Origin of the sequence: Alteromonas hispanica, assembly GCF_010500915.1 — a bacterium.
GTDB classification, from domain to species: Bacteria; Pseudomonadota; Gammaproteobacteria; order Enterobacterales; family Alteromonadaceae; genus Alteromonas; species Alteromonas hispanica.
Genome location: NZ_JAAAWP010000003.1, coordinates 151,780 through 166,897 on the forward strand (window position 1 = coordinate 151,780; position 15,118 = coordinate 166,897).

Sequence of the window (15,118 nt, forward strand, 5' to 3'; positions counted from 1 at the left end):
ACTTACTTTGGGTAATAGTGAGAACTTAGCCTTTATTTCTGTGCGCGTAGGCTTGAATATAGTTCACATCAAGGCTTGAAGTGGTGTGCCAGGTGGAGGTAAAGGGATTGAGCTTCATGCCTACTTGATGATGAAGATCAAATTTATCACCTACCCACTCTGATAGCTCTGTAGGGGTAACAAATTTGCGCCAATCGTGGGTGCCAATGGGCAAATAACGCATTACATATTCTGCGCCAACGATAGCGATAACGAAGCTTTTGATGGTTCTATTCAGGGTGGCCAGTATCAGTAACCCCCCTGGCTTCACCATACTAGCGCACTCTTCGATAAGCTGTTTTTGATCTGGCACGTGTTCAACAACTTCAGCATTGATAACCACATCGAACTGTCTGCCTTCTTTTACTACTTCGCTTGAGAGTTGATGGCGATATTCCACATCTACGTTATTTTGCTGGGCATGTCGCTTTGCCACCCCAACACTAACCGCGCTTGCGTCTATTCCCGTCACGGTGGCACCTAAAGAAGCTAAAGGCTCGCTGATAAGCCCACCACCGCTGCCAATGTCGATAATCGATAATCCAGTGAGGGGAGAATGGGTATCTGCACATTCAAAATGTGTTTTTATTTGCGATTCGATCACCCTAAGTCTTGCCTTATTGAAATCGAGTGCGGTTTTAAATTTACCTTTCGGATCCCACCAGGTCTCTGCTAGAGCATCAAATCGGGCTATCTCTTCTTCAGAAAAATTGACGTTGCCACTTTTGGTGCTTTTATCCAACATGTATTTGTTACCTCAACAATATTTTTTCGATGTGTATCGCAAATGAGTGCACTATAGTCAATCAGTTACCTGACTGGCTGATATCAACTTCTCCAAGCGTGTTCAAGTCTTACGCATTCAATGCATGACGTTGTTATTATCTACGCTAGGTCGTTGCGATGGATAGATGCAATGCATCCCTTTTTCAACAAAACCGTATACACTGATTAATTCTAGATACGTATTCAGCGAGGTATTTGATTTTGGCGAACGCAAAAAATGTTTATGGCCGCCCACTTCAGTTGTGTTGTGGCAACGCAGGCTTTACGAGAGAAGGATTTTGCTATGTACCTTCGGCCGACGTGGGTAACCATAGCGTATGTGCGGTAGTGACAGATGAGTTTCTACAATTTTCATTACGCCAAGGTAACGACCTTATTACTCCCTGGCCAAGCATGGAGTTCTCCGGATTATTAGCAGGTGATAGATGGTGTTTGTGCGCGAGTCGTTGGCTGCAAGCCTATGAGGCTGGCGTTGCACCTAAAGTACGTCTTGAAGCTACCCACGAAAAGGCGCTTGATGTTATTCCATTGGCCGTACTTGAAGAGTATGCAGCACAGTAAGACTTGTATTAGGCCTCAAACCTGCTAAGAAAAACTAAAGGCGCTTGATAGCGCCTTTGCTGTTCTCATTTTACCATATTGGTAAAGCATGCTTTTTCAGCTACGGGGTTCGAAGCACCATAAGACGGGTTTCGGTCATATCTTCAATGGCATAACGAATACCTTCTCGGCCTAAACCAGAGTCTTTTACGCCACCGTAAGGCATGTTATCGACTCGCCAGCTAGGCACATCACCAATAACCACACCACCTACATCCAGCTCATTCCACGCTTTATGCGCTTTGTAGATGTCGCGGGTAAACACGCCAGCCTGCAATCCGTATCGGCTGTTATTGACTTCAGCGAGGGCTTCTTCATAGGTGTCAAAAGAATAAAGAACCGATAAAGGTCCAAATGCCTCTTCAGCACTTGCATCGCAGTCCTTTGGAACATCTTCCATTACTGTAGCTTCAAGCATTGCACCATCACGGGTGCCACCGCACAATATTTTACCGCCGGCTTTTGCTGCTGAGGTAATCCAGTCGTGCAGTCGCTGCGCTTCACCTTCGGAAATCATTGGCCCGATAAAGGTATCTTCGCTAGACGGGTCGCCGCTTACCAATGACTTAACTTTTTCAACATAACGCGCTTTAAAGTCATCATATATAGCGCTGTGAACCAACAATCGCTGAACACTAATACAGCTTTGTCCAGATTGATAATAAGCACCAATAATAATGCGCTCGATAGCATCATCAAGATCAGCATCTTCATCGACAATACATGCTGCATTGCCTCCTAACTCTAAAACTACAGGTTTTTTGCCCGCTTTAGCTTTAAGTGCCCAACCCACATCTGGAGAGCCGGTAAAGCTAAGCAATTTCAAACGCTCGTCTGTTGTGAAGAGATCTGCGCCGTCCCGGCTACAGGGCAAAATTGAAAACGCTCCTTTAGGTAACGCGGTTTCAGCTAACACTTCACCTATAATCAGCGCACCAATAGGCGTTCTAGAAGCAGGTTTTAATACAAATGTACACCCCGCAGCAATGGCTGGCGCCACCTTGTGTGCAGCTAAATTTAGCGGAAAGTTGAAAGGTGAAATAAAGGAGCATGGTCCAATAGGCACCTTCTTCGTCATTCCTTGATAACCTTTGGCTTTTGCTGAAATTTCTAAGTTCACCACTTCACCGTTAATGCGAACCGACTCTTCAGCTGCTATTTTAAACGTATCAATAAGACGACTTACCTCACCCTTTGCATCTTTAATTGGCTTGCCCGCTTCAATGCATAGCGCCTGTGCCAATTCGTCTGAACGCTCAGTGAAACGCTTAACGCAATGCTCAAGTATTGACTGACGCTCAAAGGGGGCTAAGGCAGTCATTGCACGCTGAGCGTTGTCTGCCGCAGCAATTGCCTTATCGATGGTATCTGCATCGGCAATCGCAACTTGTGTTGCTACTTCACCGGTATACTTATTGGTGACATCGAGGTCTGTGTTCGCATAAATCGCTTCACTTGCAAGATAGTATGGATAGCTTTCCTTCAACATATCGGCTCCTTTTGTTTTGCCTTGCTCGTGGTTAGAGCTTAGCACTGAGTTCTTTTATGGTTTTATTTAGGGTTTTGTCATTCATGCTGTAGTCGATAGGACAGTCGATAATGTGAACCCCTGGAGTCTTCAGGCAGCTCTCGACCATAGGTATCAGCACATCTGCGTCATCCACCCGCCACCCCTGGGCCCCGTAGCTTTGAGCGTATTTAACAAAGTTTGGATTACCATAATCTAAACCAAACTCATCAAACGCCATGTTAGCCTGTTTCCACTTAATCATTCCGTAGGCATCGTCACGAAGGATGATCACGACTAAATCGAGCTTAAGCCTTACTGCCGTCTCTATCTCTTGGCTATTCATCATAAATCCGCCATCACCACATACGCTCAGCACAGGCACATCGCGATGCACAAGTTTTGCAGCCATGGCTGATGGAAGCCCAGCTCCCATACTCGCCAATGCGTTATCAAGCAGTAAGGTATTGGGGTGGTAAGCAGGGTAATTACGGGCAAACCATATTTTGTAAATACCGTTATCTAACGTGACTATGCCATTATCAGGCATCACCTTTCGTATATCTCTGACAAAGCGTTCAGGCAGTATTGGAAAACGACTATCATCTTCAGCTTCCGCTCTGTGGTGAACATACGCTTCGTGTACGTCTTTGTAGAAATCGAGTTTCCAATCTTCCTGTGGCGTTATCGCCTCTTTGATTTGCCAAATACTATTGGCGATGTCGCCAACCACTTCAAGCTGCGGAAAATAAACAGGATCAACGGCAGCAGGATCGAAGTTAACATGAATGACTTTTTTATCGTTGTGGTGCATAAAGAACGGTGGTTTTTCAACCACGTCATGGCCCACATTAATAATTAGGTCGGCTCGCTCAATTGCTCTGTGAACAAAGTCGCCATCAGATAATGCGGTGTTGCCGGCAAAGCGCGGGTCGCTCTCGTTAAGAACCCCTTTACCCATTTGTGTAGTAACAAAAGGGATACACGTTTTATCTACGAACTCCCGCAGCATTTTGGCAGTTAGTTTTCTGTTTGCACCCGCACCAATGAGTAGCAGCGGTGACGTCGCTTTCTCTATCATTTCAACCGCAGAGGACACGGCTTTGTATTCAGCAATAGGCCGCCTTGCTACGCTAGGCTCGAGTAGCTGCGCTGTAGTCTGCTCTGCGGCTATATCTTCTGGAAGTTCAATATGAACGGCACCGGGTCTTTCTTGGTGAGCAATTCTAAAAGCTTCTCTCACAGTAGAGGGAATTCTGTCGCCACTAACGACTTGACTGGTAAATTTGGTGATAGGACGCATCATGTCGACGATATCAATGACCTGAAAGCGCCCCTGCTTACTGGTTTTTATCGGTTTCTGGCCAGTTATCATTAACATAGGCATGGCGCCTAATTGAGCATATGCAGCTGGCGTAACGAGGTTGGTCGCACCTGGGCCTAGTGTGGCGAGGCAAACGCCTACTTTTCCGGTGAGCCTTCCGTATGTCGCCGCCATAAATCCCGCGCCTTGCTCATGACGAGTGAGTACGAGCTTTATGTTGGAGGAACGCAATGATTCAAGCAGGTCGAGGTTTTCTTCACCTGGAATGCCAAAGACGTACTCTACACCTTCCGCTTCAAGAGCCTTTACAAATAGGTCAGACGCTTTCATTTACCACACACTCCTTTGTCGAGTTGTATATTGGTTTGAGTTAGTTGCTACGGCGATAACGTTAAAAACGATTTATGTCGCTATAACTATAGGCGTCTTTGGCGTATTTGCGTTTAGCTTTTTTGCTGTTCAGCTTCCCACTGCTCAAGCTTCTGCCTAGTGGCTTCATCAACTTGCGATTTATTTTCGCTAATCCACCAACGTTCCATTATCCGAACGTTTTTTTGGTTCGCTTTGTAAAACACGTCAATAAGATCGCCAATAAACGGAATGAAGCCCAAACCGAAATCTATGGCAGAGTTTTTAACCATCTGTGCGACAAGAGCTGAAGGCATTCCCAGCGACTTACCCAACCATACAATTCTAAGAGAGACAAACAGCATTAGAGCGTCACCCGCCCCGGGGATTAAACCAACAATCGAATCTAGACCAATTTTGATAGGGATAAAGGGAAGTTTTATTGCGGTATCTAATAGGTTTGCCAGTTTTTGTGCTTTTAGTAATGCGCTTGGTGCTTTAACGTCCATATTCATTCCTATTAGGTTGTAATGATTAACGGCAAAGCATTGAGAGACTCAAAACCTTGCCTGCTTTGTATTAGCTATATATTTTAACTTATACCTCAGAGCCGAGTGCTTTTGCCAAACCTGCACGCACAGAGTTATCCGACTCTACTGTCCAACCATGAAGATTTTCCTGAACAATATCAAACAGTACATCAATGTGCTCTTCGTCGCTGTTAAGTGCGTCAATGTACTCGTAACGCTCGCCACCCGCTTCCATGAAATACTCATGGTTTTCTTCGCCAATTTCTTCAATGGTTTCCAAGCAATCGGCTGAAAAGCCAGGGCACATAACCTGAATGGATTTTACCCCTTTGCCCGGCAACCCTTTTAACGTTTCATCAGTGTAGGGCTTCAACCATTCCTCTCGGCCAAACCGAGACTGAAATGTAGTCATATATTCATCATGAGATAGGCCAAGCTTTTCAGCAAGTAAGCGAGACGTCTTATGGCATTCGCAGTGGTAAGGGTCGCCATTCATCAAGTAACGCTTTGGAATACCGTGGTAGGAGAGAATAAGCTTGTCAGCGCGACCGTGCTTTTCCCAGTGCGCTCGTACTTTGTTGGCCAAGGCCTCAATAAAGTTATCTCTATCGTTGTAATGATTCACAAAGCGCAATTCAGGTAGCCAGCGGCGTTTAGTAAAGTCATTGGCAATAGCATCAAAGGTAGAGCCGGTAGTTGATGCGCTGTATTGAGGATAAAGCGGTAATACCACTAATTTTCTTACGCCATTTGCGAGCATTTTATCGATGGTATCGCTGATAGCAGGTTGGCCATAGCGCATTGCGAAATCGACAATAACATCATCGCCGTACTTTTCTTTACAGCGTTTTGCAATGGCATTCGACTGCGCTTTGGTAATAGATAGTAACGGCGAGCCCTCGTCTGTCCATACCGTAGAATATGCCTCGGCTGACCGCTTTGGACGAATATTCAAAATAATCAAATTAAGAATAAACCACCAGATGATACGTGGAACTTCTACTACTCGTGGATCTGACAAAAATTCTTTTAGGTAAGGTCTAAGTGCTTGCTTAGTAGGTGCTTGAGGAGTTCCTAAGTTAGTAACTAGCACCCCTATTTTGTCAGCTTGTGAATGGGAAAAGCCTTTGTTCGATTTATATTTCATTAACAGCAGTCCAAATAGTACAACGCAATATGGGTATTATACTGAGTTAGAGACATTTGTGATCGTTTAAAGCCCGATTAAAACCCAATTGCGTTAATAGGTTTTTAAGATGGAAACTACTTAAGTGAATAGGGAAAGCTTTCTTAGCGCCGATAATGAGAAGCAACAAAAAAGCCGTTAGTAATAAACCTAAGTTACATTCTAACGGCCTTCATTTTATTTTCTTTTAACAACGAAATCCTTAAGGTTGATAATAAGTCGCTGCCCCTGGCCCTACCGGCATGCCTAGCAAGAATACCCATATATAGAAGAGAATAGTCCAGCCCACAACGAAAACCATGGAGTATGGCAACATCATGGCGATAAGGGTACCCATACCCAAATCTTTCTTATATCGAGCCGCCATGGCGAGTATGAGTCCGAAATAACTCATCATAGGTGCAATAACATTGGTCACTGAGTCACCAATTCTATACGCCGCCTGAATAACTTCTGGCGCATAGCCAATAAGCATTAGCATAGGTACGAATATGGGTGCAGTGACTGCCCACTGTGCCGAAGCGCTGCCAAGAGACAAGTTCACAACGCCGCACATAAGAATAAATAGAATGAATACCGAAGGTCCATCTAAACCGGCAGCTTGTAGCAGCGCCGCACCTTTTACCGCTAATACCGTACCTAGGTTTGTCCATTTGAAGAATGCTACGAACTGCGCGGCAAAAAATACCAGGGTAATATAAAGCCCCATGGCACCCATACTTTTCGACATAGCATCGATAACGTCTTTGTCGCCTTTCATAGAGCCTGTTACTTTGCCATACACAAAGCCAGGTACCGCAAAAGTAATAAAGATAAAGGCAACAATGCCTTTTAAAAACGGCGAACCAGCTACTTCACCGGTTTCAGGATGGCGTAAAATACCGTTTTCAGGTACTACGGTAAACGCTAAAACACCACACACGAGAGCAAATGAAATGCCAGCCCAACGCAGGCCTTTTTTCTCTAATTCGGTTGGAGCGTCCATTGACTGGTTACCTAAGTCGATAGACGCTTCACTAGGGTCGTACTGCCCAAGTCGCGGCTCAACCACCTTTTCGGTAACCAACGCGCCCATTGTGGCCACCACAAAGGTACTGATAAACATGAAGTACCAGTTTACTTCAGGACCAACCGCGTAGTCTGGGTCTATCATGTGCGCCGCTGCTTCGGTTATACCAGAAAGAAGTGGATCTACCGTACCTAGCAACAAGTTGGCACTGTACCCCGCCGATACGCCAGCAAAGGCTGCCGCCAAGCCCGCCAAGGGGTGTCTTCCTAAAGAATGAAATATCATTGCCGCAAGCGGGATGAGAACCACATAGCCCAGCTCAGATGCTGTATTTGAAACGATACCAGCAAACACCACAGCAAAAGTCACCGCACGCTTAGAAGCATTCATTACCAGTGCCCGCATAGCCGCCGACAGTAAACCAGAATGTTCGGCCACCGATACACCAAGCAACGCGACTAACACAGTGCCTAGTGGGGCGAAGCCTGTAAAGTTGGTCACCAACCCAGTAACAATACGCTGCAGCCCTTCTGCGCTCATTAGCGAGATGACTTCAATCATCCCATCAGCCTCTCTTCCCTTTGCACCTTCAGGGCGAGGATCGGCAACGGCTAAATCAAAGTAGCCAAGGATGCCGCTTAGCACCACTATGAATAGTGACAGTAGTGCGAACAGTGTTACAGGATGTGGAAGTAGATTACCAAGCCATTCTACCGTCGCTAAAAATCGTGAAAATAGACCGCTCTGTCCACCATTATTACTGGTAGACGTTGTTTTATTATTATCCGTTGTCAAAACGTTCCCTCTGTCGTTATGTCGTGTCTTTTTTTAAATACGCGCTGCTGGGAAGGCAACGCAACTTAGTGTGATATGCGTGAATAAACAAAAAGTCACGCATGAATATGCGACACGTTTATTATAAGTTCGGCGGCATTTTATCGGAATTACACTAATTTTGGCAGGGTAAGCGATAAATGAGGTGTTATTTGCGTCTACGCTACTCATGCAAAAACAGGTGTTATCATGCAAAAACAGTAGCTTATAAATTTACAGCGGGCACAAAAAAGCCGCTTTGCAAAGCGGCTTTTCTAAGTTTAGAAGCGTTTATTTGACTTGTGATTGGTTCATGTATTTGAAGAAATCACTGTCTGGTGCAATAACCATGACGTCTTGCTTACTTGAGAAACTCTTCTTGTACGCGTCCATACTGCGAAGGAAGCTGTAGAAGTCTGAATTTTTAGAGTAAACGTCGGCGTAAATTTGAGCAGCTAGTGCGTCACCTTCACCGCGAAGCTGTCGTGCATTACGCTCTGCGTCAGCCAGCATTACGGTAACTTTAGCATCAATATTGGCGCGAATAACTTCCGCCTGCTCTTGACCTTCTGAGCGGTGCTCACGTGCAACCGCGGCGCGCTCTGCCCTCATACGCTGGAAGATAGAGTTACTAACTTCCGTTGGCAGGTTAATTTGCTTTACTCTCACGTCAACAATACGTATGCCCAACTCATCTGAGGACGTAGATGCTTGTTCCATAGCCTGGTTCATCAGCGCAGAACGCTCACCTGATACAATTTGCGCAATTGTTCGTGTACCGAACTCAGAGCGTAACCCATTGTTCACTTTCTGCTTCAAAAGCGCCTCGGCTTGCAGCTTATTACCACCTGTAGACAAGTAATAGCGAGCAAAGTCATCAATTCTCCATTTCACATAAGAATCAACGATAAGATCTTTCTTCTCGCTTGTTACAAAGCGGTCAGGTGTTCCATCTAGCGTTTGAATACGTGCATCAAGGTGACGTACGGAATCGATAAAAGGTAGCTTGAAATGCAGCCCAGGCGTGAACACTCTCGTCTCACCTGTGGCTTCATCTCGCTGAATTTTACCAAATTGTATAACTATAGCTCTCTCGCCTTCTTTAACGGCAAACAGAGAACCCGACGCCAACAAAACAAGGAGAACAACAACAGCAATAATAATATTTTTCATAGCGATTATCTCCCTTCTCTAAACGTGTCGCCGCGTAAGCCAGATGTAGGAGAACTGTTGCGGTTACGACCGCCCTCATTTGTTACCGGCATCTGCAACCCTTCTAGCGTGTTTCTAGATGTGGGCTTCGCATTTTCACGCTGACGATCCATTATTTTATCTAGCGGTAGATACATCATGTTGTTTCCACCTTTACTGTCCACAAGGATTTTGCTGGTGTTACCCAATACTTCTTCCATTGTCTCCAGATATATACGTTCACGCGTTACTACAGGAGCGCGTTCAAACTGAGGAAGTAGCTCTTCGAAACGTGCTACCTCACCTTGCGCTTCTAGTGTTACACGCTCTTTATAAGCTTGTGCTTCTTCGTTCATGCGGTTTACTTGACCACGAGCGCGAGGTTCAATCTCTCTCGCATAAGCTTCAGCTTCACGAATAAAGCGCTGCTCATCTTCCTGTGCAGCAATGGCATCATCGAAAGCATCTTTAACCTGTTCAGGTGGACGAGCATCTCTAAAGTTCATATCGATAATTGAAACACCCATATTGTAGGGTTCAATAATGCCTTGTAGCTCTTCCCACACACGCTGACGAGTCATCTCACGGCCGTCGGTGAGTACGTCATCCATTCTCGAATGACCCACAACGTAACGGATTGCGCTGTCTAATGATTGACTTAAACTCTTTTCAGGGTTTTCAACAGCAAACGTCCAGCGGAATGGGTCGACAACGCGATATTGCATCTCCATTTGCACACTAACCACGTTCTCGTCTTCGGTAAGCATAGAACCTGAAGATGACTGATCTCTAATAGACTGAACATCTACCGGAATGACTGAGTCTACAAATGTAGGCGCCCAGCGCAAGCCAGGTTCAACCTGTTTGTGATACTCACCAAAACGAAGCACGACGCCTCGCTCAGCTTCCCTTATGGTGTAAAAGCCACTGATCACCCAAATGGCTATAAGAAGGCCAACAAGAATACCAGCACCGATACCGCCTAAGCTTTTACCTGAACCGCCACCATTGCCACCTGATTTACCAAACTTACCAAATAAGTTCTTAAATACATCATCTAAATCTGGGGGACCTTGCTCTCGGCCTCCGCGATTCTTCCACGGGTCGTTTTTATTTCCACCCGGCTCATTCCAAGCCATGCTGATACTCCATAGATTACAGTTTTATTTTTAAAGTTCGCATGCATTATCACGGCTTTCGCAGTGACTAATGTCGCACAACATACTCTGATATTCCGTTTTCTAGACGTTTCTCAAGTCTATTCCAGTCGGCAGCAGGCATTCTCACGTCTACCACCCAATCGCCTTGGTTGTCATATTCTTCATTGGATATGCAGTTTAATTCATACAAAACTCCACGAAGGCGGCTATGTGCCGGCGGTATCTTCAAGGTGTAATTTACCATACTTCTTGCTAAACACTCGGTTAGCGCCTGACCAAGAAGTTCGGTACCCTCTCCAGTTTGAGCCGACAACCACACTCGAGTTGGAATACCCTCTTCGTTTCTTTCTATACGCGGTTCGACATCGTCTAGTTTATCAATCTTATTACAGATTAGTAATTGTTGTATCTCGCCTGCATCAATTTCTTCTAACACGTTATTTACTTCATCCATGGTCTCTCGATATTTCGCATCTGCGATATCGACAACGTGAAGCAAAAGATCCGCCTCTTGAGTTTCTTGCAGTGTTGCTTTAAACGCAGCAACAAGGTCGTGGGGAAGGTGACGAATAAAGCCCACAGTATCGGCAAGTATAGCTGGCCCAACATCCTGTAATTCAATTTTTCTCAGTGTAGGGTCCAGCGTTGCAAACAACTGATCGGCAGCGTACACATGTGAATCAGTAATAGTGTTAAACAACGTAGACTTGCCCGCATTCGTATAGCCAACTAAGGATACCGTCGGTATTTCAGCCCTTTTACGTGAACGTCTTCCCTGTTCGCGCTGTTTTTGGACTTTTTCTAACCGGCGGAGAATAGATTTTATACGACCGCGCAATAGGCGGCGATCAGTTTCTAGCTGAGTTTCGCCAGGCCCACGCAAGCCAATACCACCTTTCTGACGCTCAAGGTGAGTCCAGCCTCGAATAAGGCGTGTAGAAATATGACGCAGTTGAGCAAGCTCTACCTGAAGCTTACCTTCATGAGTTCGCGCTCTCTGAGCAAAAATGTCGAGTATTAAACCTGTTCTGTCTAATACTCTACATTTGCACACTGCCTCGAGATTTCGCTCCTGTGAAGGAGAGAGGGAGTGATTGAAAATAACCACGTTGGCATCGTTTGCCTTTACTGCTGCGGCTATTTCTTCTGCTTTACCTGACCCGACGAAAAACTTTGCATGCGGTGCACTGCGCGAAGTAGTAATCACCTCAACGGCATTGACGCCCGCCGAAGACACAAGTAACTCTAGCTCACTTAAGTCTTCTTTGCTGTTTTCATCAGAAAAATGTATATGAACAAGTACAGCCTGTTCACCGGCTTCATAACGGTCAAACAAGCGCGTTACCTTTTAAATTATTCAGTTTTAGTATTTTCAGAATCTCCTGTTGTACTTGGCATTGTGATAGCACGTGCTGGAACAACGGTTGATATTGCATGTTTGTAAACCATTTGGCTAACAGTGTTTTTTAACAAAATAACGAACTGATCAAATGATTCAACCTGCCCCTGAAGTTTAATCCCGTTTACCAGATAAATAGATACTGGAATACGTTCCTTGCGCAAAGCGTTCAAGAATGGGTCTTGTAATGATTGCCCTTTAGCCATTTGTAATCCTTAGTTTTTATTATTAGCGGGCGTCTTTTCACACCGCTGCACGTCTATTATATAACACACTCACCTATTTAGAGTGTGACTTTTGCTGCAATTTTAGTCAAATTATCGTTAGCAAATGTGTCTAACCACGTAACATCTTGCCAACCACGCAGCCAAGTAAGCTGCCTTTTAGCAAGTTGCCTTGTTGCTATAATACCTCGTTCACGCATCTCACATTGCGAAAGTTGACCTTCGAAGTATTGCCACATCTGCCGGTAACCCACAGAACGAATAGACGGCAAACCTTCATTAAGATCACCTCTTTCGTACAACTTTTTCACTTCCCTTTCAAAGCCCTCTGCTAGCATCATATCGAACCTACGTTCAATGCGCTCATGCAGTATAGCCCTATCTTGAGGGGCAATAGCAAATTGTGTTATTTCATATGGGCATTTTTCGCCCTCTTGCTCTTGCCAGTGTGTCAGGGTTTTACCTGTACTTCGATACACTTCAAGAGCACGAGTGATTCGCTGTGGGTCGTTTGGGTGAATTCTTTCACCACTCACCTTATCTACATTCATTAATTCTGCATGCAGACTTGACCACCCAGAGCGCTCAGCCTCACGATTAATCTGTTCGCGAATAACATCGTTTGACTTAGGTAGTGACGAAATTCCATTTATCAAGGCATTAAAGTACATCATTGTACCGCCTACCAAAATAGGTAGCCTGCCCCGTTCGTGAATTTCGCCAATCAGCCTCGTTGTATCGTTGACAAATTGCGACACTGAATAGCTATCTTTAGGGTCAATTATATCAATAAGGTGATGTTTAACTGCCCCCTGCTCATGCGCTGTGGGTTTTGCAGTCCCTATGTCCATTCCCTTGTACACCAAGGCAGAGTCGACGCTGATAATTTCGCTGTCAGTCTGCTTTGCAACATCCAACGCCAGTGACGTTTTTCCTGACGCAGTAGGCCCCATAATCGCAAGTACTGGAGAAGCAGAATCTATGCCAGTTGACATCTCATTCACCCCACGTACTTAATATGTCATTTATCGAGCGCACTTTAGCAAATTGCTCAATGTATTCCCATTGTTTAGACTGACTTTGCTGCTCCAACCAGTACCAAATTGCGCTGTCCACCTGTTCATCAATTTCTTGTTGGGGAACAACAACATTTTCAACAATATTCTGTACGCTATCGACGTGCGCGCAGAGAAAATATTCAAACCATTTAATCCAGGGTAAATGCCTAGTGCCTGCTGGCACTTGTTGCAGCCGGTATTTACCTGCCACTTTGTTGATATCAAAGTGTAATTCCGCTAGCACTTCTAACGTAGCATTACTCACGTCGTCTGCGTTAATTGCCACAGGCATAAGTAAAGGCTGCCCGTGCTCTGCTTTAAAAATTAGCGCAAGAAGCCATTTGGTCACTAAGCTACCCGTTGACAATAAATACGCCTCGCCCTGATTAACATAAAGCCTTTGATGCGAAGTGAGGTTAACCGACGATAGCATAAGCTCGTTTGAAGCATCGTTATCTATGCTACTTTCTTTTGGAGTCATCAGTGCATTAAAACCTGCCTGATAAGCTGCTGTAGGCCCTTTTGCTTGCCTTTGAAAATCAGTAAGACGCCCTCGGGATGGTGTCGCCTGTGACGACAACGGTGACAACAACGGTGACGACAACGGTGACGACGATGAGGGTGACGACGATAAGGGTGCCGATGAAGTATTTCCAGAGGTGCTCACGCCACCGTATAAGCCTTCTTGAGAGCGAACAAAGGAAGAACCAACAGAACCTGTAAAAGAGTCGTTCGACGAGCCACGATGTGCAGGTGAAGTGGTGGAATCAGCACTGCTAAGTGGACGAATATAGCCATGCTCTACTGTTGGAGTCATATAATCATTAGGTTGATGACTCGCACTAGCACTGTTGTTTTGCTCGGGAAGGTCATTGCTCAGTGCATGCAAAGCGTCGCATACGCTTTTGCAAATAAAGTCATGTACCAAACGGCTTTGCTGGAAACGAACCTCGTGCTTTGCCGGGTGAACATTCACATCAACATCTTTGGGGTCTAGACTTAAATACACTACAAAGCTGGGCTGCTCTAAAACGCCCCATACGCTTTCATAAGCTTGGCGAATGGCGTGCATGATAAGCTTATCCCGCATACCTCGACTGTTTACAAAACTGAACTGGCAATCGTTACTGCTTCTCAGCATGGTCTCGTTGCCAAGCCATGCATCAATAGTAATTCCGTCATAATGGGTGTTGATATGCACCGCGTTTTGCACAAACTTTTGTCCCACAACGGCGGCTATTCGCCGCTCAATACTGCCTTCTTTGTCGGCGATATAGCGTTTTACTACCTTATCATTATGCTTAAGGATAAATGAAACATGGGGGTAACTTAGCGCAACGCGTTTAACGACATCTTCAATATGTTGGAACTCTGTTTTTTCTGTACGCAAAAACTTACGACGGGCAGGCGTGTTGTAAAAAAGATCCGCCACATCAATTGTGGTTCCTACGGGGTGGGCAGCAGGCCTTATGGCTACAGCCATATCTCGACCTTCACAATAGGCTTCCCACGCTTCGTTTTGTACCTGTGTCTTCGATGTTAGCGTTAAACGTGTCACCGAGCTGATACTTGCTAGCGCCTCGCCGCGAAATCCAAGGGATAAAATTTGTTCTAAATCGTCTAGGGTAGAAATTTTACTTGTGGCATGGCGACTTAACGCAAGTTGAAGTTCATCTTTTGCTATACCCGCGCCATTGTCTTTTATACGAATTCTCTTGTGCCCGCCTTTTTCAATATCTATCTCTATTTTCGCAGCGCCCGCATCGACGCTATTTTCAAGAAGCTCTTTAACCACGGATGCAGGTCTTTCTACCACTTCACCTGCGGCAATTTGGTTAGCTAGTTGTGGAGACAAAAGTTGTATAGGCAAAAAAGCCCCCTGTAAGAATGTAAATTCGCTTTACTGACTTTTTTATTTGGCAAAAAGTCTATGGAACGAGAAAT

Annotated in this window: 13 protein-coding genes; 1 reads left to right on the forward strand and 12 read right to left on the reverse strand. The window is 45.2% G+C overall.

Annotated elements, in window-relative coordinates; translation table 11 throughout:
- Nucleotides 1-25 precede the first annotated feature (25 nt).
- Nucleotides 26-784: a bifunctional 2-polyprenyl-6-hydroxyphenol methylase/3-demethylubiquinol 3-O-methyltransferase UbiG gene (gene ubiG / locus GTW09_RS06205; RefSeq protein WP_163110904.1), complete on the reverse strand. Its 759-nt coding sequence runs from the start codon at nucleotides 782-784 to the stop codon at nucleotides 26-28.
- 242 nt (nucleotides 785-1,026) lie between these two features.
- Between ubiG and GTW09_RS06210 the strand changes: the two genes are divergently transcribed.
- The gene (locus tag GTW09_RS06210) at nucleotides 1,027-1,386 is read left to right on the forward strand and encodes a DUF2237 family protein (protein WP_163110906.1); all 360 of its coding nucleotides are present in this window, start codon (nucleotides 1,027-1,029) and stop codon (nucleotides 1,384-1,386) included.
- Between the two features lie 100 nt (nucleotides 1,387-1,486).
- On the opposite strand, the gene GTW09_RS06215 is transcribed toward GTW09_RS06210, so the two are convergent.
- From GTW09_RS06215 to mutL, 11 genes are all read right to left on the reverse strand, one after another.
- Nucleotides 1,487-2,914 carry an aldehyde dehydrogenase family protein gene (locus GTW09_RS06215; protein WP_163110908.1) on the reverse strand — a complete coding sequence of 476 codons (1,428 nt, stop codon included), beginning with the start codon at nucleotides 2,912-2,914 and terminating at the stop codon, nucleotides 1,487-1,489.
- Between the two features lie 31 nt (nucleotides 2,915-2,945).
- Nucleotides 2,946-4,586, reverse strand: coding sequence for an acetolactate synthase large subunit (locus tag GTW09_RS06220; protein WP_163110910.1), 1,641 nt, complete (start codon nucleotides 4,584-4,586; stop codon nucleotides 2,946-2,948).
- Nucleotides 4,587-4,699: 113 nt separating this feature from the next.
- Nucleotides 4,700-5,113, reverse strand: a complete 414-nt coding sequence (locus GTW09_RS06225; protein ID WP_083595332.1) for a DUF4112 domain-containing protein — start codon at nucleotides 5,111-5,113, stop codon at nucleotides 4,700-4,702.
- Nucleotides 5,114-5,201: 88 nt separating this feature from the next.
- Nucleotides 5,202-6,281 carry a ferrochelatase gene (hemH, locus tag GTW09_RS06230; protein WP_163110912.1) on the reverse strand — a complete coding sequence of 360 codons (1,080 nt, stop codon included), beginning with the start codon at nucleotides 6,279-6,281 and terminating at the stop codon, nucleotides 5,202-5,204.
- A 241-nt stretch (nucleotides 6,282-6,522) separates the two neighbouring features.
- A complete protein-coding gene (locus GTW09_RS06235; RefSeq protein WP_163110915.1) occupies nucleotides 6,523-8,124 on the reverse strand; it encodes an AbgT family transporter in 1,602 nt (533 codons plus the stop codon).
- A 309-nt stretch (nucleotides 8,125-8,433) separates the two neighbouring features.
- Entirely contained in the window at nucleotides 8,434-9,315 is an 882-nt protein-coding gene (gene hflC, locus GTW09_RS06240; RefSeq protein ID WP_071980854.1) for a protease modulator HflC, read from the reverse strand.
- A gap of 5 nt (nucleotides 9,316-9,320) precedes the next feature.
- Entirely contained in the window at nucleotides 9,321-10,472 is a 1,152-nt protein-coding gene (gene hflK, locus GTW09_RS06245) for an FtsH protease activity modulator HflK (protein ID WP_163110917.1), read from the reverse strand.
- Between the two features lie 67 nt (nucleotides 10,473-10,539).
- A complete protein-coding gene (gene hflX / locus GTW09_RS06250; protein ID WP_163110919.1) occupies nucleotides 10,540-11,829 on the reverse strand; it encodes a ribosome rescue GTPase HflX in 1,290 nt (429 codons plus the stop codon).
- A 17-nt stretch (nucleotides 11,830-11,846) separates the two neighbouring features.
- Nucleotides 11,847-12,098 (reverse strand): RNA chaperone Hfq, encoded by a 252-nt coding sequence (hfq, locus tag GTW09_RS06255; RefSeq protein ID WP_032097709.1) that lies wholly within the window; start codon nucleotides 12,096-12,098, stop codon nucleotides 11,847-11,849.
- Between the two features lie 77 nt (nucleotides 12,099-12,175).
- Entirely contained in the window at nucleotides 12,176-13,111 is a 936-nt protein-coding gene (gene miaA / locus GTW09_RS06260) for a tRNA (adenosine(37)-N6)-dimethylallyltransferase MiaA (RefSeq protein ID WP_163110921.1), read from the reverse strand.
- Nucleotide 13,112: 1 nt separating this feature from the next.
- Nucleotides 13,113-15,044: a DNA mismatch repair endonuclease MutL gene (gene mutL, locus GTW09_RS06265; protein WP_163110923.1), complete on the reverse strand. Its 1,932-nt coding sequence runs from the start codon at nucleotides 15,042-15,044 to the stop codon at nucleotides 13,113-13,115.
- Between the last annotated feature and the right edge of the window lie 74 nt (nucleotides 15,045-15,118).